Origin of the sequence: Rhodococcus zopfii NBRC 100606 = JCM 9919 (assembly GCF_001895025.1) — a bacterium.
Taxonomy (GTDB): domain Bacteria; phylum Actinomycetota; class Actinomycetes; order Mycobacteriales; family Mycobacteriaceae; genus Rhodococcus; species Rhodococcus zopfii.
Genome location: NZ_BCXI01000046.1, coordinates 35,059 through 58,904, shown reverse-complemented (window position 1 = coordinate 58,904; position 23,846 = coordinate 35,059). Strand labels below are relative to the sequence as shown.

At 67.5% G+C, this 23,846-nt stretch carries 24 protein-coding genes; 9 read left to right on the top strand and 15 right to left on the bottom strand.

What is annotated here, in order from left to right:
- Positions 1 to 336: 336 nt before the first annotated feature.
- On the bottom strand, positions 337 to 1,371 hold the full coding sequence (locus RZ1_RS31790; RefSeq protein WP_072815158.1) for an ester cyclase: 1,035 nt from the start codon (positions 1,369 to 1,371) through the stop codon (positions 337 to 339).
- Positions 1,372 to 1,424: 53 nt separating this feature from the next.
- Here RZ1_RS31790 and RZ1_RS24630 point away from each other — a divergent pair, with 53 nt between their 5' ends.
- Positions 1,425 to 2,060 (top strand): TetR/AcrR family transcriptional regulator, encoded by a 636-nt coding sequence (locus RZ1_RS24630; RefSeq protein ID WP_072815157.1) that lies wholly within the window; start codon positions 1,425 to 1,427, stop codon positions 2,058 to 2,060.
- Between the two features lie 207 nt (positions 2,061 to 2,267).
- Here the strand turns inward: RZ1_RS24630 and dnaB are convergent, their stop codons facing one another.
- From dnaB to rpsF, 5 genes are all read right to left on the bottom strand, one after another.
- Positions 2,268 to 5,462 (bottom strand): replicative DNA helicase, encoded by a 3,195-nt coding sequence (gene dnaB / locus RZ1_RS24625; protein ID WP_218020487.1) that lies wholly within the window; start codon positions 5,460 to 5,462, stop codon positions 2,268 to 2,270.
- A 447-nt stretch (positions 5,463 to 5,909) separates the two neighbouring features.
- Positions 5,910 to 6,365: a 50S ribosomal protein L9 gene (rplI, locus tag RZ1_RS24620; RefSeq protein ID WP_068161231.1), complete on the bottom strand. Its 456-nt coding sequence runs from the start codon at positions 6,363 to 6,365 to the stop codon at positions 5,910 to 5,912.
- A gap of 16 nt (positions 6,366 to 6,381) precedes the next feature.
- The gene (gene rpsR, locus RZ1_RS24615; RefSeq protein WP_068161227.1) at positions 6,382 to 6,624 is read right to left on the bottom strand and encodes a 30S ribosomal protein S18; all 243 of its coding nucleotides are present in this window, start codon (positions 6,622 to 6,624) and stop codon (positions 6,382 to 6,384) included.
- A 42-nt stretch (positions 6,625 to 6,666) separates the two neighbouring features.
- Positions 6,667 to 7,185: a single-stranded DNA-binding protein gene (locus tag RZ1_RS24610; RefSeq protein WP_072815155.1), complete on the bottom strand. Its 519-nt coding sequence runs from the start codon at positions 7,183 to 7,185 to the stop codon at positions 6,667 to 6,669.
- A 64-nt stretch (positions 7,186 to 7,249) separates the two neighbouring features.
- Positions 7,250 to 7,537, bottom strand: a complete 288-nt coding sequence (gene rpsF, locus RZ1_RS24605; protein ID WP_072815154.1) for a 30S ribosomal protein S6 — start codon at positions 7,535 to 7,537, stop codon at positions 7,250 to 7,252.
- A gap of 130 nt (positions 7,538 to 7,667) precedes the next feature.
- On the opposite strand from rpsF, the gene RZ1_RS24600 reads away from it, so the two are divergent.
- From RZ1_RS24600 to RZ1_RS24585, 4 genes are all read left to right on the top strand, one after another.
- Positions 7,668 to 9,038 (top strand): glycosyltransferase 87 family protein, encoded by a 1,371-nt coding sequence (locus RZ1_RS24600; protein ID WP_072815153.1) that lies wholly within the window; start codon positions 7,668 to 7,670, stop codon positions 9,036 to 9,038.
- Entirely contained in the window at positions 9,035 to 9,637 is a 603-nt protein-coding gene (locus tag RZ1_RS24595) for a GNAT family N-acetyltransferase (RefSeq protein WP_072815152.1), read from the top strand. The genes RZ1_RS24600 and RZ1_RS24595 overlap by 4 nt, the downstream gene beginning before the upstream one ends.
- A gap of 52 nt (positions 9,638 to 9,689) precedes the next feature.
- Positions 9,690 to 10,103 (top strand): DUF2752 domain-containing protein, encoded by a 414-nt coding sequence (locus RZ1_RS24590; protein WP_072815151.1) that lies wholly within the window; start codon positions 9,690 to 9,692, stop codon positions 10,101 to 10,103.
- Positions 10,104 to 10,248: 145 nt separating this feature from the next.
- Entirely contained in the window at positions 10,249 to 10,623 is a 375-nt protein-coding gene (locus RZ1_RS24585) for a CD225/dispanin family protein (protein ID WP_072815150.1), read from the top strand.
- 204 nt (positions 10,624 to 10,827) lie between these two features.
- On the opposite strand, the gene RZ1_RS24580 is transcribed toward RZ1_RS24585, so the two are convergent.
- The 6 genes from RZ1_RS24580 to RZ1_RS24555 form a co-directional block, all read right to left on the bottom strand.
- Positions 10,828 to 11,061 (bottom strand): hypothetical protein, encoded by a 234-nt coding sequence (locus RZ1_RS24580; RefSeq protein ID WP_072815149.1) that lies wholly within the window; start codon positions 11,059 to 11,061, stop codon positions 10,828 to 10,830.
- Positions 11,058 to 11,660, bottom strand: a complete 603-nt coding sequence (locus RZ1_RS24575; RefSeq protein ID WP_072815148.1) for a hypothetical protein — start codon at positions 11,658 to 11,660, stop codon at positions 11,058 to 11,060. The genes RZ1_RS24580 and RZ1_RS24575 overlap by 4 nt, the downstream gene beginning before the upstream one ends.
- Positions 11,661 to 11,743: 83 nt before the next feature.
- Positions 11,744 to 12,217 carry a hypothetical protein gene (locus tag RZ1_RS24570; RefSeq protein ID WP_072815146.1) on the bottom strand — a complete coding sequence of 158 codons (474 nt, stop codon included), beginning with the start codon at positions 12,215 to 12,217 and terminating at the stop codon, positions 11,744 to 11,746.
- Positions 12,218 to 12,243: 26 nt separating this feature from the next.
- Complete coding sequence (locus tag RZ1_RS24565; protein ID WP_072815164.1) at positions 12,244 to 13,851, bottom strand: glycosyltransferase family 87 protein; 1,608 nt, start codon at positions 13,849 to 13,851, stop codon at positions 12,244 to 12,246.
- Positions 13,852 to 13,861: 10 nt separating this feature from the next.
- A complete protein-coding gene (locus tag RZ1_RS24560) occupies positions 13,862 to 16,483 on the bottom strand; it encodes a transglycosylase domain-containing protein (protein ID WP_244899384.1) in 2,622 nt (873 codons plus the stop codon).
- Between the two features lie 379 nt (positions 16,484 to 16,862).
- Positions 16,863 to 17,285: a DUF5318 domain-containing protein gene (locus RZ1_RS24555; RefSeq protein WP_072815145.1), complete on the bottom strand. Its 423-nt coding sequence runs from the start codon at positions 17,283 to 17,285 to the stop codon at positions 16,863 to 16,865.
- Between the two features lie 96 nt (positions 17,286 to 17,381).
- On the opposite strand from RZ1_RS24555, the gene RZ1_RS24550 reads away from it, so the two are divergent.
- From RZ1_RS24550 to RZ1_RS24540, 3 genes are all read left to right on the top strand, one after another.
- Positions 17,382 to 18,242, top strand: a complete 861-nt coding sequence (locus RZ1_RS24550) for a DUF1707 SHOCT-like domain-containing protein (protein WP_072815162.1) — start codon at positions 17,382 to 17,384, stop codon at positions 18,240 to 18,242.
- A 180-nt stretch (positions 18,243 to 18,422) separates the two neighbouring features.
- The gene (locus RZ1_RS24545; protein WP_072815143.1) at positions 18,423 to 18,977 is read left to right on the top strand and encodes a PadR family transcriptional regulator; all 555 of its coding nucleotides are present in this window, start codon (positions 18,423 to 18,425) and stop codon (positions 18,975 to 18,977) included.
- Entirely contained in the window at positions 18,970 to 20,064 is a 1,095-nt protein-coding gene (locus RZ1_RS24540; protein ID WP_072815142.1) for an inositol-3-phosphate synthase, read from the top strand. Before RZ1_RS24545 ends, RZ1_RS24540 begins: the two co-directional genes overlap by 8 nt.
- A gap of 70 nt (positions 20,065 to 20,134) precedes the next feature.
- Here the strand turns inward: RZ1_RS24540 and RZ1_RS24535 are convergent, their stop codons facing one another.
- Genes RZ1_RS24535 through RZ1_RS24525 form a run of 3 tightly spaced genes read right to left on the bottom strand, consistent with a single transcriptional unit; the run spans position 20,135 to position 23,207 of the window.
- Positions 20,135 to 20,902 carry an SDR family oxidoreductase gene (locus RZ1_RS24535; RefSeq protein ID WP_072815140.1) on the bottom strand — a complete coding sequence of 256 codons (768 nt, stop codon included), beginning with the start codon at positions 20,900 to 20,902 and terminating at the stop codon, positions 20,135 to 20,137.
- Positions 20,903 to 21,964, bottom strand: a complete 1,062-nt coding sequence (locus tag RZ1_RS24530; protein ID WP_072815138.1) for a phosphotransferase family protein — start codon at positions 21,962 to 21,964, stop codon at positions 20,903 to 20,905.
- Positions 21,965 to 21,974: 10 nt separating this feature from the next.
- On the bottom strand, positions 21,975 to 23,207 hold the full coding sequence (locus tag RZ1_RS24525) for an acyl-CoA dehydrogenase family protein (RefSeq protein ID WP_072815136.1): 1,233 nt from the start codon (positions 23,205 to 23,207) through the stop codon (positions 21,975 to 21,977).
- 50 nt (positions 23,208 to 23,257) lie between these two features.
- On the opposite strand from RZ1_RS24525, the gene RZ1_RS24520 reads away from it, so the two are divergent.
- On the top strand, positions 23,258 to 23,845 hold the full coding sequence (locus RZ1_RS24520) for a TetR/AcrR family transcriptional regulator (RefSeq protein ID WP_072815134.1): 588 nt from the start codon (positions 23,258 to 23,260) through the stop codon (positions 23,843 to 23,845).
- The last annotated feature ends 1 nt before the right edge of the window (position 23,846 follow it).

Here is a 23,846-nt window from a genome sequence, read left to right as displayed (position 1 = left end):
GCCCGACACCTAGAACGTCCACCTGCCGACAACCTGGAGGGCACCGTCAGCAGGTGGACGTCTCCTTACTGCAACGGCCGGCGCTCCTGCCCGGACGAGTGCACACGGCGGAGGTGGGATCGACTGTGTGCCGGAGATTGATCCGCTCGCGGTGACGCACCTACTTTGACGAGCACTGGCGACCCACCCGGGATCCGTCGAAGTGCAGTGGCGTGTCCGGTCATTCTTGGCCGCATCTCGACGGCTGCCGCTCCTGCCGATTGTTGAGACAGGAAACTGCGGAAACGGGCACAATGTGACGAGCTCGACCTCCGAAGTTGAGACAAGATGCTTTGCTCATAAACGAGTGCCGGAGACACGGCTCGCTACCGTCTCCAGGTCCGCGCGGAGGGAGCGGGCAATCAGCGGTGCGAGAACCGGCAGCAGGATGCGGGCAAAGGGGGTTGTCGTTTCGATGCTCCAGCAATACGACACTCGAGTGTTCGCTCCGTCGGGCTGGAAGTCCATCTCGTAAACGCCTCCGAAGGGACTGTCGAGTACCGCATTGACGGTGTTGCGTGGACGGTTGTAGACGGTGTAGTCGGAGGTGCTGCGTATCGTGACGGGACCGATGCGGGTCACCATCACGTATCGAGGTGTGCCGTTCGCGCGCATCTCGTAGTTTTCGACCGCGACGATCGAATCGGACAGCTCGACCAACCGCTGCAGCCGGTTGCCGAACACCAGATCCCACGTCTGCTCAGGGCTGAGCGGGAACAGTGCCTCGCCCTCGATCCTGCGGTGCTTCACTGTCGGTTCCGCCGGTACGTGCCTCGATACCGCGGATTCCGCCGCTACCCGGTAGAGGCTCCGCTGGGCGCGGCGCTTGGCGCGCGCCATCCGGATCAGATAGGTCGGCGTCGGCGGGACCCATCCGAGTTGCTTGGCGAGCCCGAGATCGTCCCGGTTCGCCCAATGCTCGACGATTTTGCCGTCTTCGATTCGGAACCAATGGGATTGAGTGATCGCGAATGTTCGACCGGTGGGTGGGAAGACGGTGTCGAGCTTGCCGTCTTCGGTGTAGAAGGCGATCGGTGCGGTGTGGCGTCCGTGCATCGTCGAATTCACCGTGATGAGATTCCGCTCGGTGACGGCGTGGTGGATCTCGTACGTCAGATCCTCGAATGCGGCGCGCAGCCACAGCGCGAGTTCGTAGAAGGCATCGGGTCCGGTGCCGCGCGCCGACGGTGGCGCGGCCCTGCTCTCTCGGGTGAACCCGCCGACGCCGATCACTTCGTCGAAGTCGGTGCGGTTCCCGCGTGCCATGTTGTGGATACTGCGGATCGCGATGGATTTCGGGTCGGTGGACACGACCGTGGGATGAGCATTCATGGCTGCTCCAAAATAGATACAGTAAGACTGTACCTAAAAGTATCGGACTGGTGATGAGCGAAGTCAAGAGGAAATACGACGTCTCCCACCGGCGTGAGCAGGCGCAACTCCGTCGGCGTGCGGTGGTAGCGGCAGCGAAGGAGCTATTCGAGCGAGACGGATTCCGCGCGACCTCCATCACCACGGTTGCGCGGCGGGCAGGAGTATCGCCAGAGAGCATTTACAAGAGCTTCGGCACGAAGGCGGCGTTGGCCAAGGCCGTGTTCGATTTCGTGATCGCCGGAGACGACGAGAATGTGGCGGTGGCGCAACGACCGGCGGTCCAGGCGGCACTGGCGGAGCCCGACGTGCGGCGCAAGATCGAGATCTACATCCACGGTCTCGCACGACGACAGCAGCGCTCGGCCAAGGTTCAGATCCTGATCCGCGACGGTCGACACAGCGACGATGCTCTGGTGGACGTCTGGCAGAAGCTGCTCGACGAACGCCTCGCCGGCATGACCATGTTCGGGCAACACCTCCTGGAGACCGGCCAGCTGCGTGCCGGGATCGAGCTCGACGAGGTACGCGACGTGCTCTGGACCTACACCGCGGTGGAGTTGTACGAACTCCTGGTGCTCGGCCGCGGCTGGTCGCTCGACCACTACGCGGATTGGACAGCTCGCGCCCTCGCGAGCGCATTGACATGACCCGCCGAGGAACCGGACCTACCTGGAAACTCAACCGTGAAGAAACTCGATGCGATCGACAACCCGCGCCGCGAACCCGTAAGCATCTCGTCCAACATCGCGTTCGTCTCATCGAAGTACAAACCCCAGGTGCTTGTCTCGGAATCTCACCATGTCCGATTTCGTCTCATTCCCAGGCGATGCGGCAACCAGCGGCGGCCGCTCGGATCAGCCTCGCGCCATGTCCACGAACCGCGACAGGTGCAGCTGGTGCGCGACCGTGATCGTGGCCGTCGGACCGTTACGATGCTTACCCACGATGAGGTCCGCCTCGCCGCCCCGCGGGTCGTCGCGTTCGAACGCGTCGGGACGGTGCAACAGGATGACCATGTCGGCGTCCTGCTCGAGGCTGTTGTGCACGGAGATGCCGTCGGCCACGAAATTGTGTGTGCCCGGGACGGTTCCGTCGAATACATCCCGCTCACCGAGGCTCTCGATGGAGACGATCTCGTCCCAGAACACGTTGTTCGTGGCGACCATCTCGATGTCGGCGGTGTCGAGGACACCGGCGACCTGTGCCAGGCTCGATCGTGCACCCGACGAGGACCGGGACGCCGCCGCGGCGACCAGTTCGGCGGGGGCGAGGTTCTCGACCGCGAGGAGCCGTCCGAGCTCGGCTTCGATCTCGGGGGTGACCGTATCGGCGCTGTGCCGCACCAACTTCGGACCGAGCTGCGCGAGCACCCACTGTGCTGCCGTGCCGTACTTGCCGACGTCGTGCAGGAAGACGGCCTCGCTCTCGCGACCGGTCACGACCACGTCCCAGCCCGCCGCGGTCTCGACGATCCGCGCGAACACACCGATCCGCAGGAGCAGCCGGGCGAGGTCGTCGGCAACCCGCCGGCCGGCGGACGGGAACCGGATCACCGCGCGCGCATCCTCGACATCCCACGCGACCTCGCCGCCGTCTTCCCAGACGTGGCAGACGAACGCCGCGACTTGAGCCTTCGGCAGTGAAAATGCCTGTGCGGGAACGCAACCCTGCGCGACCGCACGACCGGCGAGGTCGAACACCTCGTCGTCGGACAGTTCGACGATCTCGAGCGGAGCAGGCAGGGCACGGGGCACCGCGACGCGCTCGCCGGCCATCAGCTCGCCGAGCGGGATCCAGCCGTCGACCGTGAGGAACGGATGGTTCGCGGTGGCCTCGACCTGACGGCCGGAGTCGAGCGTCAGCCGGAACACTTCCTTGCGGCCGGACGGGAACACCTTGACCATCGGCCGGGCGACCATGCGCATACGCTCGTCGAGCGACCACACCTCGGGCTGTTCACCGCTCGCGAGCAACTCGCCGAGGGTGACTTCGCAGCCGTTGTCCGCCCGCAGCACTCGAGTGCTCGCGGGAAGGCAGCCGGACTCGCGGAGGTCCGAGACCTGCGGCCTCTTGTCGGTGCGCTGCTCGGGACCACGGTTGAGCTGACACACCGCGACGACCGGAACCTCGAGTTCCTTCGCGAGAAGCTTGAGGCTACGCGAGAATTCGGAGACCTCCTGCTGACGCGACTCGACCTTCTTGCCGGACGACATCAGCTGCAGGTAGTCGATGACGATGAGACGGATGTCGTGTTTCTGCTTGAGCCGCCGCGCCTTTGCGCGGATCTCCATCATCGTCAGGTTGGGGGAGTCGTCGATGAACAAAGGGGCTTCGCTGATCTCGCTCATCCGCCGGGCCAGACGCGTCCAGTCGTCGTCGGTCATGCGGCCGGACCGCATGTCGCCGAGCTTGATCTTCGCCTCTGCGGAGAGCAGACGCATGACGATCTCCGTCTTGCCCATCTCCAGGGAGAAGATGACCGACGCCATGCCGTGCTTGATGGAGCACGACCGCATGAAGTCCATGCTGAGCGTCGAATTGTGGGTGGGGATCATCGATCGGCCGGCGAGGTACAGGTGTTCACCGTCGACCTCGACGCACCGCACCGGCACCGACGCGACGGGCCGCACCGCGACGACGCGGCGTTCCTGCGCGACGGCGCGACGATTCTCCTTGTGCTGCAGTGCCTTGCTCGGCAGCACGAACACGTCGTCGTCGGCGACGAAGGACACCGAACCGGCGTCGAGGGTGTGGGTGTAGCCGAGTCCGGCGAGCAGTTCGGCGATGCCGTCGAGCAGGCGCGGGCAGTCGCTCTCGAAACGTACGGTGCCGTCGGCCTCGACGGTGCCCCCGGCGTCGAGGACTCCGGCGAGCAGGTCGCGGCGCTGTCGCTCGGAGGCGCGCAGATAGACCTCGGGGATGTGGGCGCCGAGCGTCATCAGCTCGCCGGCGAAGTCGCCTTCGCCTTCCATCCGCATGTGCAGGTCCGGATCCTCGGACGGCCCCCCGAGCCACGCACCGAGCGTGAACGGCGCGACCGGCAGGTCCGCGTCGGGAAGATGCAGAGCCGCGCTGTTGGCGACGAGGTGACCGTCCGCGACGGTCGCGGCCAGCTCCCCGGTGGTGCGGATCCCGGCGACCGTACGCCACTGGTGCTGTTCGTCGGCGACGACGACGGTGCCGTCGGAGAACTCGACCTCGTAGCAGGGACGGCCGGTCATGACCGGGGTCGCGGCGACCACGCGGGTCGGTGCGCCGTGGGCGTCGAGCAGCAGATCGCCCACCGCGACCTCGCCCATCGTGGTCCACCCATCCGGGGTGGGGAGGGGAGTGTCGAGCGCGAGGGCCTTACCGACGCCGGGACGGGCGGCGACGATGATCATCTGACCGGCGTGCAGGCCGTTGGTGAGCTCGTCGAGTTCGGCGAATCCGGTGGGAACACCGAGGGAGATACCGCCGCGGCTGGCGATGGAGTCGATCTCGTCCATCGTCGGCTGCAGCAACTCTTCGAGGGGAACGAAGTCCTCGGTGGTGCGACGCTCGGCGACGTCGAAGATCTCGGCCTGGGCGCGGTCGACGACCTCGGCGACGTCCTGGCCTTCGGCGCCCGCGTAGCCGTACTGGACGATGCGGGTGCCCGCTTCGACGAGGCGGCGCAAGACGGCCTTCTCGGCGACGATCTCGGCGTAATAGCCGGCGTTCGCGGCAGTGGGCACCGTCTGGGTCAGGGTCACCAGATAGGCGGCACCGCCGAGACGTTTGAGTTCGCCGCGGCGGTCGAGTTCGGCGGACACCGTCACCGGGTCGGCCGGTTCACCACGGCTGTAGAGGTCGAGGATCGAGTCGTAGACGACCTGGTGGGCGGGCCGGTAGAAGTCGCCGGGGCGCAGCACCTCGAGAACGTCGGCGATGGCGTCCTTGCTGAGCAGCATGCCGCCGAGTACGGACTGCTCGGCCACCATGTCCTGCGGAGGTTGCCGACCGAAGTCTCCGCCCGGTTCCTCCGGCGGCGGATAGTCGGAATGGCCTCGATCGTCCACAACAGCCACGCGATGCCATCCTTCCCCATCCGCGTACCACGTTCGGTAGGGCGTGGTCGACGCGTATGTCCATACCCACGTTCTACTCGCCCCCACCGACATACACGGTGCAGGCGCGCTCGACGTTAGGGACTTCGATGCGCCGATCCAAATCGGGTTGTGCACATATCTGTGGATGAAATGTGGAAACGGGAGGACAAGCTTGTGCACCTATTGTGGAGAAGCTGGGGACAACGCATCTCACACTTCAAATAGACGCAGGTCATGGACCGAAAATTGCTTTTCACAGCTGTGGACAACGACGATTTCGGCGTGTCGCGCACCGGGCGTGTTCGCTGCTTCGTTCCCGAAACGATATGCCGCAGGTCACATCCGAGCCCGTCTATCCACAGGGGCTGTGGATAGACGGCGAAGAGCCCCGCGCACTCTGTGCGCGGGGCTCTTCGGGAGCCGGAATCAGGCGCCGACGACGTTCAGGGTGAACTTCGCGGTGACGTCCGGGTGCAGCTTCACGACGACGATGTGCTTGCCCGTCGCCTTGATGTGAGCCTTGGGCAGCTCGACGATGCGCTTGTCGACGACCGGGCCACCGGCAGCCTTGATGGCACCGGCAACGTCGGCGGCGGTGACCGAGCCGAACAGCTTGCCCGAGTCGCCGGCAGTCTTGACGCTCAGCGAGACGCTCTCGAGGCCCTCGATGGCCTCCTTGAGCTCCTTGGCGTGATCCAGGCCGCGCACAGCGCGCGCTTCCTGGGCACGACGGATGCCCTCGACCTGCTTCTGCGCGCCACGGGTGGCAACGATCGCCAGACCGCGGGGCAGCAGGTAGTTGCGGCCGTAGCCGTCCTTGACCTCGACGGTGTCGCCAGGCGCACCGAGGTTGTCAACGTCAGCAGTGAGAATGAGCTTCATCGGTTCCTCCCTTTCCTCAGCGAGCCGTCGAAACGTAAGGAAGCAGTGCGACCTCACGCGAGTTCTTGACAGCAACAGCGACGTCACGCTGGTGCTGCACGCAGTTGCCGGTGACACGGCGAGCACGGATCTTGCCGCGGTCGCTGACGTACTTGCGCAGCAGCGTCGTGTCCTTGTAGTCGATCTGCACGTTCTTTTCCTTGCAGAAGGTGCAGACCTTCTTCTTCAAAACCTTGTCGCGCGCAGGCGGCTTAGGCATGGTCGTTCTCCGTAATTTCTGGATGTTCCGATCGAGGTCGGATCAGAACGGGGGCTCGTCGTCCCCGGGACCACCGAACGAGCCGGCCTGCGGGGCGCTGCCCCACGGGTCGTCGCCGCCGGTGCTCGCGGTGGCGCTTGCACGCCCGCCGCCCGATCCGCCGGAGGAACCACCGAAGCCACCGCCGCCCCCACCACGGCCGGCCTTGGTGACCTTGGCCGTCGCGTAACGGAGCGAAGGGCCGATCTCGTCGACCTCGAGCTCCACGACAGTGCGCTTCTCGCCTTCACGCGTCTCGTAACTGCGCTGCTTGAGCCGGCCCTGCACGATGACGCGCGAGCCACGGGTCAAGCTTTCGGCCACATTCTCCGCTGCCTCACGCCAGATGTTGCAGCGCAGGAACAGAGCCTCGCCGTCCTTCCATTCGTTGGACTGACGGTCGAAGACACGGGGCGTGGACGCGACGGTGAAGTTCGCGACCGCAGCACCCGCCGGGGTGAAACGCAGTTCGGGATCGGCGGTCAGATTGCCGATGACGGTGATGACGGTATCGCCTGCCATGTGGTTCCTCCTGCTGTGTGTGGAGTCCTGATGCGCCCGAGCCTACGGTCAGGCGCCGACAGGATCACTTGTCGTTGCGCAGAACCTTGGTGCGGAGCACCGACTCGTTCAGGCCGAGCTGGCGATCCAGCTCCGCAACGGCAGCAGGCGTCGCGCTGATGTCGACCACCGCGTAGATGCCTTCGCTGTTCTTGGCGATCTCGTACGCGAGACGACGCTTACCCCACACGTCGACCTTGTCGACCTTGCCGCCTTCCTGGCGGATCACGTTGAGGAACGTATCCAGCGAGGGAGCGACAGTGCGCTCATCCAGGCTGGGGTCCAGGATGATCATCAATTCGTAATGACGCATAAGACCTCATCACCTCCCATGGACTGTGAACGGTCACGGACGATCCGTGACAGGAGGGTCGTTGCGTCAGCAACCCAAGAAGGGTACATGACCCCGCCCTGACCAGCGAAATTCACCTAGGGTGAGGAACATGCGCACGAGCACCCGGACCCCCGCGCTCGTCGCCGTCCTGCTGTGCGCGGTCACGCTCGTTCTGGGCTACCTCAACAAGGCACGTTGTGCCGGACCGCTGTTCGACGAGCTCGGCCGCACCGTGCGCTTCGAATCCGTCAAGGACGCCGACGTCTGCTACTCCGACATCCAGCAACTGTGGATCGGACGGGACATCAACCTGCATCGCTTCCCGTTCCTGGACGGCGACATCACCGCCGCCGGCCACCTCGTCGGCGGCACCGTCGAATATCCCGTGCTCAGCGGTGTGCTGATGTGGCTGGGCGCCGTCCCCGCCCACAACGACGCGGAGTTCCTGTTCTGGTCGGTGTTGCTGCTGGCGCCGTTCGGTCTGCTCACCGCGTGGCTGCTGGGCCGGCTCGCCGGCTGGGCCGCGCTGCTGTGGTCGGTGACGCCGCCGCTGGTGCTCTACGCGTTCCTCAACTGGGACCTGCCGGTCGTCGCGACGACGGTGGGCGCGATCGCGATCGTCGCCACGAGACGCTGGTCGCTGCGGACCCGCGGGGTGATCGCCGCGGTGCTGCTGGGCATCGGCTTCTGCCTGAAGCTCTATCCGGGGATATTCCTGCTGACGCTCGTCGCCTACATCCTCACCCGGGGCGATCACACCGACCGCGACACGACGGACCGCGACACGACGGCTACCCGCTTCGATGTAAAGGGGGCCGTGGCGGTGGCTGCCGCGGGTGCCGCGACCGTCGTCGCCGTCAACCTGCCGTTCGCGCTGCTCGGCTACACGGGCTGGCGCGCGTCCTTCGAGTTCCAGAGCAACCGCGCGGCGGATTCGACGAGCAACTCGATCTGGTTCTGGGGGTTGCGCCCGCTGCTCGGCGGCTACGAGGGCACCGATGTCACCCCCGCCTACAACGGTCTCGTGGCCCTCCTGTCGCCGCTGCTGATCTGCGGGTCGTTCGCGGTGGCGCTGGTGATCGGGTGGCGGCGCTACCGTCGGGAGGGCACGTACCCGTGGATCGCGATCGGCGGGTCGATGCTGTGCGGGTTCCTGCTGCTGCACAAGGTGCATTCCCCGCAGTACACGCTGTGGCTGCTGCCGCTGCTGGTGCTCGTGCGGATCCGCTGGTCCCTCGTCGCCGCGTACCTGGTCGCCGACGTCGCGATCGGCATCGGCGTGTTCCTCTGGTTCGCCGCCACCGGCGGCCAGCGCGACATGACCACGGCGCTGCTGCTCACCCAGGCGGGCGTGTGGGGACGCGCGATCCTGCTGGTCGTACTCTTCGTCGTGTTCGCGCGCGCACCGCTGCGAATGCGCGCCCCCGCACCGAATCCCGAAAGGCCCAGTCCGATGACGACCACTGGACGTGTCCGATGAGCGAATCCTGGTATCGGCAGCCCACTCTGGAAGGCACCCGAGTCCGGCTCGAGCCGCTCACCCCGGAGCACGCACCCGGGCTGCTCGCGGCCGTCGACGATGCCGAAGCGATCTTCCGGTGGACCTCGGTGATCATCCGGGAACTCGCCGACGCCGAAGCATTCGTGCGGACTGCGATCGCCGACACCGATCGGCTGCCGTACGCGATCGTCGACACCCGCACCGGCGCGGTGGTGGGTACCACGTCCTACTACCTGATCGATCCCGCCCACCGGAAACTCGTCATCGGGCACACGTGGCTGTCGCGCTCCGCGCAGGGCACCGGCATCAACGCGGAATCGAAACTGCTGTTGCTGCGCCGCGCCTTCGAGGAGCTGGGCGCGGTGCGCGTGGAATGGCACACCGACGAACGCAACGCCCACTCGCGCGGCGCCATCGCCAAACTCGGCGCCGAGTTCGAGGGGCTGCTGCGCAAGCATCGCCGCCGACGCGACGGAAGCTGGCGCACGACCGCACTGTTCGCCATGATCGACGACGACTGGCCGGCCGCCCGCGCCCGCCTCGAGGCCCGGGTCGCCGACAGTTCCGCACAACCCTGAGAACCCGGGGGAGTCCCGAGGATCCGAATCCACGCACCTGAGGGCCACGACCATGCGCAGCACGCTGACCCGACTCACCGCCCCCGCCGGGGTCGCGGCCCTGTCCGCGTGCGTGTGCGCCGGTGTGGTGTGGGCCGACCCCACCACGCCGGGCGGGCCGATCCCGCCGTGTCCCACCCGCGCACTCTTCGGAATCTGGTGTCCCGGCTGCGGTTCGTCCCGCATGCTGTATTCGCTTCTGCACCTCGATGTTCCGACCGCGCTGCGGTACAACGCCGTGGGTGTGCTCGCGGTGCTGATCCTGGTGTGGTCGTTCGCGGTGTGGACCCTGGGACGGGTACGCGACCGGCGCTACGTTCAGTGGCACCAGTGGCGGCGGTCGCCGCAGATCGTGCTGGTGATCGTCGTGTGCTGGTTCGCGATTCGCAACATTCCCGTGGAGCCGTTCTCGTCCCTGCGGGTGTGAAGCACCGGTCGACGACGCAGGTGCGCCCACCGGATCGCGCCCACCCGTGCCCGATGCGCGTACTGCGAATTCCGGTTCGAACTGGTTTAATTCACGCTCCGGGTCCGGAACAGACCGAACGTCCGGCCGACGAGCGAGGATCGACATGAACGAGTATCCGCAGTACCCGCCGAACAATCCGGAAGGGTACAACCCGCAGGCCGCACCCGGCGGCTACGGTTACGGCTACGGGCAGTACCCGGCGGCTCCCCAGTTCGGGGTGCCGCCCGAGAACAACCTGGTCTGGGGCATCCTCACCACGGTGTTGTGCTGCCTGCCACTCGGGATCGTGTCGATCGTCAAGGCCAATTCTGTCAATACGCTGTGGGCACAGGGGCAGTTCGACGCGGCCCACAAGGCGGCCGCGGATGCCAAGAAGTTCGCGATCTGGTCCGCCGTGGGGGCGGTCGCGATCTGGGCCGTGGTCATCCTGTTCTACGTGGTCCTGTTCGCCGTCGCGGCATCGTCGTCGAGCTACTGACGGTCGCGAAAACCCCTGTCGGACCGACACGGCTCGCCTCCCGGCCGGGGCGAGCCGTGTCTGCAACGGGATTGTCACCAGCCTTGTCCGGCACAGGGATTCCGGTAGGGAACACCGGGCAGGAATCGTTCCCACTCGTCCTCCGATCGCGGATCCGGCGGTCTCGCACAGTCGGGCCGTCGCGGCCTCGGTATCGGTGATCCACTATCGCACGAGACAGTCCGGTCCGCCCCCCGGCAGGAAGGCGACATCGTTGACGTAACTGGAGAATCCGGTGAGCGGCGGCAGCGGAACCGGTACCGCGTCGCCGGCCAGCGACCACCGGGCCACCTCGCGACGTGTCGTTCCGGACGCGAGAGTGCGACCGTCCGGCGAGAACGTCACGTTCAGGTGGTGCACCGTCGAGCCGTCCGGCGGCAGATCGAAGCGCGGCGTCATCTCCGCGTTCCATCCACCGGTGTCCCACAACCGCATCGATGCCTGGCGGCCCAGCGATGCCAAAGTTCTCCCGTCCGGGGAGGATGCGACGAATACCGGTCCGGCACCGGGCTGTTCGATCTCGGAAGCGCCGCGGCGGTTACGGCATCGATGTTCCAGCGCAGCACGTGGCCGGTGGCGTCGCCGGCCACGAGCCGAGTCCCGTTGGGGTCGAACGCGAATCCGTAGATCACCCGATCCGCGTCCGCCGACTCGGACAGGATCCGCGGAGTCGCCGCATCGCGCACGTCCCACAGGCGTCCACCGCCCTGGCCGCCGACGGCCAGCCTGTCTCCCCCGGGGCCGAACTCGAGGGAGTACAGCTCGCCGTCCGCGGCGGCCGGCAGCTCGGCGACCGCGAGCTGCGACGCCAGCGCGGGATCGACGTTGCGCAACTGCGCGGACACCGTTGCGAACTGCCGGGACATCGCTTCGTCACGTGCCGATTGCGCCTCGGCGCGTTGGCTGTTCGCCTGCAACCCCGACGAGACCGCGGCGACCGTGGCCGTCACCGCGACCACCGACACCACTGCGAGGGCGCCGACGAGCCGCCGCAGCATCCTCGTCCGGCGCTGCTCGGCGTGGGCGGTCCGACGACTACAAGACAACCGTCACAGCGCGCAAGGGTAACGTCGCGCCACCCTCATGCCGCGCGCAGAGACTGCAATGCGGCATGCTGTTCCAGCCGGACCCGGCCGAGACTGATGCCCAGTACGGCCGCGGTCTGTTCGGAGTCGAGCCCGACGATGGTGCGCACGATCAGCACTTCCCGCCGCAGGTGCGCCGCGGTGTCGAGGGACGTCCCGTCGATGGCGCGATCGACGGCGCCGGACACGATCTCGTAGACGAGGGTCGCGAAGTTCCGATTCGCACCCGCGGGCGAGGAGAGCTCGGAGAGCACCGTCCGGCACGCGGCGAGAGCGAGCCGGTCGGCTTCGGCGAAGGAAATTCCACCGTCGCGGGCGCGGGCCCGGCAATAGGCCGACACCGGCGGGTGGAGGACGCGCAACAGGGCCGGGATCGCGGACGAGTCGCCGCGGGCGATCGCCCACGCGAGCTCACACGGAGCGGATCCGCTCGTCGCCTTCCCCGACGAGCCGCGGTGATTCCCTTCCACAGCGCCTCCTCACGTTTCCGTCGAGACTAGGGCGCGACACCCACGATCCGCGTCGTCCCTTCGGATGACTTCGAGGGTGAATCGTGGTCCGCCCGGGGCCGCAACACCCGCGGTAGCCAGGGCGGGAACGCGTCCGGAGCCTGGTCGACGGCCCCACCGATCGGGTCGTCGACGAATCCGTAGCGGACGAGGTCCTCGGAGGGATTGCGGATCTGCCGGATCACCGCGGCGCAGAGCGCCAGCACCGCCACGTCCCGGATCAGGACGGTGACGGTGAACCACTGTTCGGGTAGCCCCTTGTCCGCGGTGCCGAGGTAGTAGTACATGCGGGGAACCCACACGAGCGCATCGATCGCCATCCACGCAAGCAGCGCCCGGCGATGCGGCAGCGCGAGCACCGCGAGCGGCACGAGCCACAATGAATACTGCGGGCTCCAGACCTTGTTGGTGATCAGGAAGGCCGCGACCACGAGGAAGCACAGCTGGGCGAGCCGTGGCCGGCGCGCGGCGGTGAGGGCGAGCCATGCGATCGCCGCGCATGCGGCCGCGAACAGCACCAGCGACACCGAGTTCAACGTCGCCGCATCCCACCCGGACCACGTGGTGAGGGAACGCACCACGTTGTAGATCGAGTCGGGGTCGGCGCCGCGTTCGGTGTTGAGCCGGAAGAACTCGGCCCATCCGCGCGGGAACAGCAGCATGATCGGCAGGTTCACCGCCAGCCATGCCGCTGCGGCGGCCGCCGCGGTCCGCCCGAAGACGCGGATCCTGCCCGCGCGCAGACACAGCAGGAACAGCGGTCCCAGCAGCAACAGCGGATACAGCTTCGTAGCGCCACCGAGTCCGAGGAGAACACCGGCGAGCACCGGCCGCCGACGCGCCCAGGCGAGCAGACCACCGGCGGCGCACGCGGTCGCGAGGGCGTCGAAGTTGGTGAAAGCGTGCACGATCACCAGCGGTGAGGCCGCGACGAGGGCAGCATCCCAGATGCGGCGGCCGGCGGACAACGCCGTCGCCCACACCGTCACGAGCCACGCCATCGCCAGGCCGAGCGCGACGACGTTGAAGTAGATCGCCACCTGCAGACCACCGGGCAGCCACGACGCGGAGTCCCACGCCTTCGCGACCCGCATCGACACGTACTGGTAGAGACCGGCGACCACCGGATATTCCATGTACCGGACCTGGGTTCCCCCGTCGGCGGCGGGTTCCTCCCACGACGTGGCGTACGGGAACGCGCCCTCGTTGAGGCGTTCGGCCCCGTACAGCGGCACCACATCCGAGTAGCACATGGCGACGTACTGGCGGTTGCCGCGCCAATCGAGTCCGAGTTCTCCGTTCGGGCCGAGCGGCGCCTGCTGGATACACGCGGCCTTCGTGAACCAGCCGAAGGCGAGGAACACCACGGCCAGGAGCAGCAGTACCCGCAGGGGAGTGAAGAAGCGGGTGCGGCCGAGCAGCGCGTACCGGCCGACGGGGCCGCCGATCGCGGTGGACAGGCGCGACACCATCGGATCGTTCCATCCGGGGGTGTCGCGCCAGTCCGCCGAGTGAAGGTCGGGTGCGAGCGGGGCCGGTGACACGACTTTCGCCTTCGCCCCGGTCGGCCTGCCGGTCGCTGCCTTCTCGCTCACGGACGTGAGGCTACCTTCCGGGTAGCGCGCCGCCGGGCCTCTGCTGGTCGACCTGCCCACCCGGAACCGGAACGGCTTCCTCGACGGTCGCCTCCGTGCCCGGCTCGCTGCCCGTATCCGTCCCGGTTCCGAAGCCGGGGGTGTCCTCTTCGGGCGTCGTCTGCGTTTCCCGGCCGGGCCGCTGCGGGGTGGTGGTCGGCTTTTGCGGCGCCACACCGGGCAGCTGAATCGTCACGCCCGGCAGGATCTCGACGTTGCGCGTCGTGATCTCCGGGACCTCAGGCAACGACGGGACCGTGCGACTCGACTCCGGTGCCGTGGTGGTCGTCGGCACGGCCGTGACCTCGGCGGTGAAGGCAGGCACACCGGCCACACCGGCGATGGGCTCGGGGGTCGGGAACTTCTCGACGTCCGTTCCCTCGAGTGCGCCGTCCATCGTCGCCTTCCAGATGTCGGACGGCAGGCCAGAGCCGTAGATCATGCCGCCCCAACTGTTCTCGAGCGGCAGACCCTGCTCGGTGCCGACCCACACGGCCGTGGACAGCGACGGCGTGTATCCGACCATCCAGGCGTCCTTGTTGGACCCGGTGTCGCCGAGCTGGGCGGTGCCGGTCTTCGATGCCGACGGGCGTCCACCGGCGAGTGCGTGCCCGTTGGAATATGCGGCGATGGGCTGCATCGCGGCTGTGGTGTTGTCGGCGACCGCGTCGTCGACGACCTTCTCACCGGTGGGCGAGCCGCGGTCGAGCAGCACGTTGCCGTCCGCGGTGACGACCTTCTGCACGAAGTACGGCTGATGGTAGGTACCGGACGCGGCGAGGGTCGCGTACGCGGAGGCCATGTCGATGACGCGGGACTGGTACTGCCCCAGGACGATGCCGTAGTTCGGGCCGGCACCGCCCGGTTCCGTGAGTGTCTCCCCGACGCCGGGGATCTCCTCCGGGATACCGAGCTTGTGCGCCATGTCCGCGATGGCCTGCGGACCGTTGTCCATCGACAGCATCATCCGGTAGAAGCTGGTGTTCAGCGACCGCTTCAACGCCTCGGCGATGGTGCACTGGCCGCACTGCTCACCCTCGACATTGCCGATCTTGATGCCGTTCACGGTGAGCGGACCGCTGTCGTAGGTCGTCGACAGCGGCTTGCCCTGATCGAGGTTCGCGGCCAAACCGAACACCTTGAACGAGGATCCGGTCTGCAGGCCGGACTGCGCGAAGTCGAATCCGATGCCGCTCTCGCCGCCGTAGTACGCCCGGACGGCGCCGGTCTGCGGATCCACGGACACGACGGCGGTGCGCAGTTCCTCCGGTTCGCCCTCCATGGTCGTGCGGACCGCGTCGAGAGCCGCGGCCTGCGCCTGCGGGTCGATCGTCGTGGTGATCTCGAGGCCCTCGGTGTTGAGGAGCTGCTCGTTGATTCCCTCCGCAGACAACTCCTGCAGCACCTGGTTCTTGAGCAGGCCGTCCGGGCCGGTCGTCTGGTCGCCGTTGTCGAGTTCGGCGAGCGGCACGTAGGCGGGGTACTTCATACCGGCACGGTCCTGCGCGTTGAGGGTTCCGGCCGTGACCATTCCGTCGAGCACATAGTTCCAGCGCGCCTGAGCGCCCTCGGGGTTCTGCTCCGGGTCGAGCAGCGACGGCAGCTGGATCGACGACGCCAGCACGGCGCCTTCCTCGACGCTCAACGCGCTCACCGGCTTACCGAAGTAGGCATTGGAAGCCGCGGCGATGCCGTACGCGCCGCGACCGAAATAGATGGTGTTGAGGTACGCGGCGAGAATGTCGTCCTTCGGCCACTGGTTGGCCATCTTCGACGACAGGACGAGTTCTTTCATCTTTCGGGTGAGCGTGCGCTCGGACCCGACGAGTGCGGTCTTGACGTACTGCTGGGTGATGGTCGAGCCACCGCCCGCGCTCTCCCTGCCCAGAACGTTGTCGCGGGCGGCGCGCACGAAGCCGCTGACCGAGAAGCCGGGGTTCGTGTAGAAATTGCGGTCCTCGGCGGCGAGCACGGCGTTGCGGACGTGCTCGGGGATCTCGTCGAGCTGCACCTCGGTGCGGTTTCCTTCGGGCGGGATCACCTTCGTGATGACCGTCGAACCGTCCGACGCGTAGATCGTGGCGACCTGATTGGTCTTGAGATCGCCGGGCCGGGGCACGTCCTGGACGACATAGGCGACCATGAACGTGAGGATCGGCACGATCAGGCCGAGCGCGACCGCCACGTAACCGATTCGCCGGACAGTGCGCCACCGCGACGACTTGCCGCTCTTGCCGCGTTTACCGCCGCCGCTCCCGTTCCCGCCGTTGCCGCCACGGGCGGTCGGCGGCGGAGTCGGCGGACGTCCACCCGGAGGGGTGCCCGCGGGACGTGACGGGGCCTGCCGGTTTGCTGTGGCCTGCCGATCGGGGTCCTGCTGGATGCGCCGGGTCCGGTCGGCCGGCGGCTGACCACCGTCGGGCCGCTGGGCGCCGGCAGGCGGCACGGGACCCGCCTGCGGGCGGTTCCCCGGCGCGAACGGCTGTGGCCGTTGCTGCGGGATCGGTCCACTGCGCGGGTACTGCTGCTGCGGGATCGGTCCGCTACGGGGATGCTGCTGGGGATTCTGGGGGTGCTGAGGATTCTGGGGCATCGGGTTCCGCATCGGCGGCTGGCCCGGGGGCCCACCCGCGCGCGGGCCGGGCTGTCCCGGATACGGCGGCGGAGGGTACGGCCGCCCCTGGCCGGGCTGAGGCGGCAGCGGCCGTCCCTGAGCGGATCCCCCGGCCGGTCCCGGTCCCGGGGCCCGCTGCTGGCGCGGATCGGCAGGGCCGGTCCGGCGCGGCGGAATCGGCCGATCGACCTGTGGATCGTTGTCAGGGGAACTCACGTACTCATCTCCAACCGGTTGCGCGGACGCGGTACGACACGTCCTCGTTTCACGTCGGGGGACACCCGACAACATCGTCGGGTTTCACAGCGGACAGCGTTACATTCGGGCAGCGATCGATCACGTGACCGGGCGTCCTGGCTCACTCGCTGGCGGTTCGACGGTTCTGCCCCGTCGACCGGCGTCGTGGTCGCGTCGGCGCAGGTTCCGCGCCGACGACATAGGACTGGACCAAATGGTTCCAGCTGCAGGTGCGGCACACCTCGACCACGTGGACGGAGAACGCCTCCTGGCTGGCTGCCAGGCGGTCGAGTTCCTCGGCGGTTCGGGCGGACCCGGACACTTGGCCGAGCTTCTCGCCGAATACCCACGAGACGATCGTGAGCTGCTCTTTCCGGCAGATCGGGCAGACCACGTCGCTGCCCTTGCCGTGGAACTTCGCGGCCCGCAACAGGTAGGGGCTGGCGTCGCAGACTTCCGCGACACCGCGTCGCCCCGAGTAGACCTCGGCGAGCAGCGACCGCCGCTGCAACGCGTAGTCCACCACCTGCCGCTGTGTTCGCACGGGTTCCAGAGTACGTGCGGGTCCCGTCGAAGTGGTGGGGGTGTGTGCTGCGTGACGGTTTCTCCCCGCTCGTCCGGGGCGAACTACTCTGCACCGGTGTCCCCTCGACAGACGCCGCAGACCAGGGCACGCGACATCGATCGTGTGAACACCTGCGCCCGGCTCGACCTGGCATACGCCGACGGTCAGCTCGACGCATCCGAGCACCGCGAGTTCGTGGCCCGGGCCCAGTCCGCGAAGACGCTGCGGGAGCTCGCCGACCTGGTCCGCGACCTGCAACCACCGGTTCCCGACGAGGTCACGCCTCGTGCCGGGACGACGTCCCGGACGCGACGGGTGCGGACACTTGCCGGGGTCGTCGCAGCCGTGGCCGTCGTGATCGGCGGTGCGGTCGCGGTCTCGAGCGCGGGCGATTCTCCGGAACCCCCGTCGGCGGCGCCTGCCGGCGAGACCGCACCGGCCGACGGGGCCTCCGGGTCCGCAACCGACGCCGGACCGATCGTGGCCGATCCGCTCGTGGAGGCGGTACGCCCGCTCGAACCCGGCGGCTTCCGTCAGGTCGTCGACGGCTTGCGTGCGGAGTTCGGTGACACGGTCGCGTACGAACTCGCGCTGTATCCGAAACGGGCGGTCGCGGGTCGTGCGCTACCCGACGCGCCCGACCGCATCGTGTCCTACGGATTCGACGGTGGCTGGCAGCGGTCGAGCACGCCGACGTCGTCGCGGTTCTCCGGCTACCGGGATTTCGATGCGGCTCTGATCGACGCCGCCGCGCTGGACGACCTGCTCGTTCGCGCCCCCGACTTGCTGGGCGCACCGGACGGCACGGTCACCCACGTCATCATCCGGGACGACGGTACCCCCACGATGAACCTCTATGTCGACTTCGGCAACGACCGCGGGAACGGATATCTGAAAGCGGCCTTCGACGGGTCCGTCCTGCGCGGATACCGGTGAACGAGGAGCCCGGTCACGTCGCGTGCCGGTGACGGCCGGCGCTCGCCGTCGAAAGTCTCCGATGTGCGGACCGCCTGATGTACGTATCGGATCGGAGTATCGTCGTATATATCGGTGCGATATAGTTCCGCGTCGTATCACGTCGGTTGTTCGATCGGGAGAGTCGAGGAGGTAACCCCTTTGCTCGAACTGGCAATCCTCGGGCTGCTTCTCGAGTCCCCGATGCACGGTTACGAGCTGCGCAAACGATTGACCGGGCTGCTGGGCGCGTTCCGCGCCTTCTCCTACGGTTCCCTCTACCCGACGCTGCGTCGCATGCAGGCGGACGGCCTCATCGAGGAGGACTCCGGAGTGCCCGGCACCGTCAGGCGGGCCCGCCGCGTGTACCAACTGACGGCCGCCGGCCGGGAGCGTTTCACCGAGCTGGTTGCCGACACGGGACCGCAGAACTACACCGACGACGGATTCGGCGTGCACCTCGCCTTCTTCAGCCGCACCCCCGCCGAAGCGCGGATGCGGATTCTCGAGGGCAGGCGCCGCCAGGTCGAGGAGCGCAGAGAAGGGCTCCGCGACGCAATCGGACGGGCAAGCGGCACTCTGGACCGCTATACCCGTCAGCTCCACCAGCTCGGTCTCGAATCCAGCGAACGCGAAGTCCGCTGGCTCAACGAACTGATCGCCGCCGAGCAGTCGACAGCACCCAGCAAGAAAGAAGGAGAACCCGACCATGGGTGAGAACAACACCTCGGTGCGCGTGGCCATTGTGGGCGTGGGGAACTGTGCCTCGTCCCTGGTCCAGGGCGTGCAGTACTACAAGGACGCGGACGAGACCGCGACCGTTCCCGGCCTGATGCACGTGAAGTTCGGTTCCTACCACGTTCGCGACGTCAAGTTCGTCGCCGCGTTCGACGTCGACGCCAAGAAGGTCGGGTTCGACCTGTCCGAGGCGATCCTGGCGTCGGAGAACAACACCATCAAGATCGCCGACGTTCCGCCGCTCGACGTTCCCGTCCAGCGGGGCCCGACCCTCGACGGCATCGGCAAGTACTACGCGCAGACCATCGAGGTGTCCGACGCCGAGCCCGTCGACGTCGTGCAGGTCCTCAAGGACGCGCAGGTGGACGTCCTCGTCTCCTACCTGCCGGTGGGCTCCGAGGAGGCCGACAAGTTCTACGCCCAGTGCGCCATCGACGCCGGCGTCGCGTTCGTCAACGCGCTGCCCGTGTTCATCGCCTCCGACCCGGAGTGGGCCGAGAAGTTCAAGGCGGCCGGTGTCCCGATCGTCGGCGACGACATCAAGAGCCAGGTCGGCGCGACCATCACCCACCGCGTGATGGCGAAGCTGTTCGAAGACCGCGGCGTCGTGCTGGACCGCACCTACCAGCTGAACGTCGGCGGCAACATGGACTTCAAGAACATGCTCGAGCGTGAGCGCCTGGAGTCGAAGAAGGTCTCCAAGACCCAGGCCGTGACGTCGAACCTCAACGGCCCGCTGGCCGGCAAGGTCCACGACCGCAACGTCCACATCGGCCCGTCGGACTACGTGGAGTGGCTCGACGACCGCAAGTGGGCGTACGTCCGCCTCGAGGGTCGCGCGTTCGGCGATGCCCCGCTGAACCTCGAGTACAAGCTCGAGGTCTGGGACTCGCCGAACTCCGCGGGCATCATCATCGACGCCATCCGCGCCGCGAAGATCGCCAAGGACCGCGGCCTCGGTGGCCCGATCCTCCCGGCGTCGGCGTACCTGATGAAGTCCCCGCCGGTCCAGATGGCCGACGACAAGGCTCGCGCCGAGCTCGAGGCCTTCATCATCGAGGCGTAGCGCCCCGAAATCCCAACGGTGACGGGAACCTTCATCCGGCCTGACCGGGTGAAGGTTCCCGTCATCCGTTTCAGGCCATCTTCGCGACGACGGACAACGGAAGCACCTTCATCGCGTAGGCGACCGGAGTCCACGGCCAGGCCGGGACATACGCCTTGTTCGGTTCCTTCTCGATGGCCGCAGCCAGTGCACGGCAACCGGTTTCGGTGTCGACGATGAACGGCACCTTCTTCACCTTCTCGTTGATCTCCGACCGGATGAAACCGGGGAAGATCGTGCTGACGTCGATGCCGGTCTGCGCGAGGTCCGCGCGCATACCCTCACCGAGCGCCCCGACCGCCGCCTTCGACGCCGCGTAGGTCGTGAGGTTGCGGGGCATACCCCGCATCGCGCTCACCGACGAGATCAGCACCAGGTGACCGGCATTGCGCGGCCGGAACAGCTCGAGCGCCGCCTCGCTCTGCGCGAGCGCACCCAGGAAGTTGGTGCGGGCGGTCGCGACGTTCGCGTGGAAGTAGCCGGTGCCCAACGGTTGTCCCTTGCCGAGCCCGGCATTGACGACGACCCGGTCGAGACCGCCGAGCTCGTCGTCGAACTCCCGGAAGACGCGGAAGACGTCGTCGTGCACGTCCACGTCGAGGCTGCGGATCGCGACGGTGATCTGCGGGTGCGCGGCGAGCAGTTCGTCGCGCAGCTCCTCGAGCCGCTCGGTGCGGCGGGCGGCGAGCGCGAGATTGCGTCCGCGCGAGGCGAATTCACGTGCCATCCCGCGGCCGAGTCCCGAGCTCGCGCCCGTGATGAGGATGTTCCGGCGTGTCGTGCCCTTGCCCTTGCCCACTTACTTCCCCTCCAGGGTGTCGATCAGTTCGTTGCAGCGCGTGTCCAGGTATCCCACGGCCACCCAGAAGTTCTCGAACGCCGGGTTGGTCGTCTGCCCGTGATGGAACCGGTAGTAGATCTGCTGCGCGATCACCGCGAGCCGGAACAACCCGAACACCTCGTAGAAGCCCCAGTTGTCGACGGGCAGACCGGTGCGCTGCCCGTAGTACTCGACGATCTCGCGACGGGTGAGCATGCCCGGCAGGTCCGACGGCTGCCGCTTGGTGGCCAGCATCATCGGATGGTCGTCGGCCTGCACCCAGTACGCGAGGCTCGATCCGAGGTCCATCAGCGGGTCGCCGATCGTGGCGAGCTCCCAGTCCAGCACGGCACGCGGCGTCAGATCGTCGCCGAGAACGACATTGTCGAGCCGGAAGTCGCCGTGGATCACCCGGGACGCGATGTCGGCGGGCTGGTTCGCGGCGAGCCACGACGTCACCCGGGCGAAGTCCGGGACGTTGTCGGTGTGCGCCGCCGCGAACCGCTTGGTCCACCCCGCGACCTGACGCGCCACATAGCCGGAGCCGCGACCGAATTCGGCGAGACCGGACGTCTCCGGGTCGACGCCGTGCAGCTCGATGAGCAGGTCGATCACCCGCAGGCACAGGTCCCGCGTGTTCTCCGGGGTGAGCCCGAGATCCGCCGACGGGGCCGTGCGCAGGATGGTGCCCTCGACCTTCTCCATGACGTAGAAGTCGCTGCCCAGCACGGACGGATCGGTGCACAACCCGATCATCGCCGGCACGTGCGGGTACACGGGCGCGAGCAACGACTGGATGCGGTGCTCGCGGGCCATGTCGTGCCCGGACGACGGTTTGGCACCGGCCGGCGGCCGTCGCAGCACCAGATCGCGATCGGGGTAGCGCAACAGGTAGGTGAGATTCGATGCGCCACCGGCGAACTGGCGCACCTCGGGCACCCCGGCGATGCCGGCGTGCTCGGTGAGCCACGCGGCGACTGCGGCGACGTCGAAGCTGTCCTCGTCGCGGACGGGCCGGGCGTTGTCGGGAAGGCTGCTCACGAGATCCCCTCTAGTTGTACTTGCCGAGTTCGAAGCGGGCCACGAGACCCTGATGCACCTCGTCGGGCCCGTCCGCGAGCCGCAGTGCGCGTGCGGCCGTCCAGGCGCCCGCCAGCGGGAAGTCGTCGGAAAGACCTGCACCACCGTGGATCTGGATGGCGAAGTCGACGATCTGCTGCACGACGCGCGGGGTGGCGACCTTGATCTCGGACACCGCGGAGCGGGCTCCGGCCAGGCCCTGGGTGTCGAGCAGCCACGCGGTGTTCAGGACGAGCAGACGCAGCTGGTTGATGGCGATGCGGGCGTCGGCGATGCGTTCGCGGTTGCCGCCGAGGTTGGCCAGCGGCTTACCGAAGGCGACCCGTTCCAGGCCGCGGCGGCAGGCGAGTTCGAGGGTGCGTTCCGCCAGGCCGATCAGCCGCATGCAGTGGTGGACACGTCCCGGCCCGAGGCGGCCCTGTGCGATCTCGAATCCGCGGCCCGGTCCGGCGATGATCGCGTCCAGCGGCAGACGTACGTCGGTGAACGACACCTCGCCGTGTCCGCCGGGCTCGTCGTAGAAGCCCATTGTGGACAGCATTCGTTCGACCTTCACGCCGGGCGCGTCGATCGGCACGAGCACCATCGAATGTCGTTGGTACTTGTGAGCTTCCGGGTCGGTGAGGCCCATGAAGATCAGTACCTTGCAGTCCGGGTGGCCGATACCGGTGCTCCACCACTTGCGGCCGTTGAGGACGACCTCGTCGCCCTCCACGATCGCGGTCGCGGCCATGTTGGTCGCGTCGGACGACGCGACGTCGGGTTCGGTCATGCAGAACGCGGAGCGGATCTCCCCGTCGAGCAGCGGACGCAGCCAGCGGTCCTTCTGCTCGGCGCTGCCGTAGTGGTAGAGGACCTCCATGTTCCCGGTGTCCGGGGCGTCGCAGTTGAAGACCGCGGACGCGAAGGGGGAGCGTCCCATCTCCTCGGCGAGCGGTGCGTACTCGACGTTCGACAGGCCGGCGCCGAGCTCGGCGTCCGGGAGGAACAGATTCCACAGGCCCTGTTCCTTGGCCTTGCGTTGCAGTTCCCGGAATTCGGGAGCCACCGACCAGGTGTCCTGCCCGGAGCTGTCGCCGCGCTGCGCGAACGGTTCGACGCGCGCCGCCCGCAGCCGCTGTTCGACAGGTTCGACCTCCGTGGCGATGAAGGTGCGCAGACGTTCGAGATAGTCGCGGGAACGTTCCGACTGTGCGAAATCCATGGGTTCCTCCGTCGAACTCTAAATGAGCAATGCTCAGTTAGACTATCGGGGTGACCCCAGCACGACAAGCGCACCCGCAGCCCGCACCCCGGCGGCGACTGCCTCCGGAGGAACGCAAACGGCAGCTCGTGGCCATAGGCCTGCAGGAACTCGCCGCACGCCCCATCCACGCGCTGTCCGTCGACCGGGTCGCCGAGATCGCCGGCATCTCCCGCGGCCTGCTCTTCCGCTACTTCCCGACCAAGCAGGACTACTACGCCGCGGTCGTGGGCGCGGCCGCCCGCCGGCTGCTCCGCGCCGCCGTGCCGGACCCCGGCGACGACGACCCGCTCCGCGGTGTCGTCCGGGCGTTCGTCTCGTTCATCGACCGGCACGGCCAGAACTACCAGACGCTGTTCCACGGCGGATTCGGCTACGACCCGCAGATCCGGGAGATCCACGAGAACGTCAAGACGACCATGGCCGCGCGGATCCTCGACGCCACCGGCACCGAGGCGAGCACCGCCACCACCATCAAGGTGTGCGGCTGGTGGACGATGGTCGAATCGGTCGCGATCGACCGCACCACCGAACCGTCGGTCACGGTCGACGACGTCGTCGACTTCGCCGTGCGCACGCTGCGGGCCGTCCTGATGTGAG

Coding starts and splice junctions, on each gene's coding strand:
- RZ1_RS24580 (WP_072815149.1), bottom strand. CDS start 11,061: ATGACGCCGCGCTTCGATCTGCCGCCGGACGGCTCGACGGTGCACCAC.
- rplI (WP_068161231.1), bottom strand. CDS start 6,365: ATGAAGCTCATTCTCACTGCTGACGTTGACAACCTCGGTGCGCCTGGC.
- RZ1_RS31790 (WP_072815158.1), bottom strand. CDS start 1,371: ATGAATGCTCATCCCACGGTCGTGTCCACCGACCCGAAATCCATCGCG.
- RZ1_RS24575 (WP_072815148.1), bottom strand. CDS start 11,660: ATGCTGCGGCGGCTCGTCGGCGCCCTCGCAGTGGTGTCGGTGGTCGCG.
- RZ1_RS24540 (WP_072815142.1), top strand. CDS start 18,970: ATGGGTGAGAACAACACCTCGGTGCGCGTGGCCATTGTGGGCGTGGGG.
- RZ1_RS24525 (WP_072815136.1), bottom strand. CDS start 23,207: ATGGATTTCGCACAGTCGGAACGTTCCCGCGACTATCTCGAACGTCTG.
- rpsF (WP_072815154.1), bottom strand. CDS start 7,537: ATGCGTCATTACGAATTGATGATCATCCTGGACCCCAGCCTGGATGAG.
- RZ1_RS24595 (WP_072815152.1), top strand. CDS start 9,035: ATGAGCGAATCCTGGTATCGGCAGCCCACTCTGGAAGGCACCCGAGTC.
- RZ1_RS24610 (WP_072815155.1), bottom strand. CDS start 7,185: ATGGCAGGCGATACCGTCATCACCGTCATCGGCAATCTGACCGCCGAT.
- rpsR (WP_068161227.1), bottom strand. CDS start 6,624: ATGCCTAAGCCGCCTGCGCGCGACAAGGTTTTGAAGAAGAAGGTCTGC.
- RZ1_RS24560 (WP_244899384.1), bottom strand. CDS start 16,483: ATGCCCCAGAATCCTCAGCACCCCCAGAATCCCCAGCAGCATCCCCGT.
- RZ1_RS24585 (WP_072815150.1), top strand. CDS start 10,249: ATGAACGAGTATCCGCAGTACCCGCCGAACAATCCGGAAGGGTACAAC.
- RZ1_RS24600 (WP_072815153.1), top strand. CDS start 7,668: ATGCGCACGAGCACCCGGACCCCCGCGCTCGTCGCCGTCCTGCTGTGC.
- RZ1_RS24590 (WP_072815151.1), top strand. CDS start 9,690: ATGCGCAGCACGCTGACCCGACTCACCGCCCCCGCCGGGGTCGCGGCC.
- RZ1_RS24630 (WP_072815157.1), top strand. CDS start 1,425: ATGAGCGAAGTCAAGAGGAAATACGACGTCTCCCACCGGCGTGAGCAG.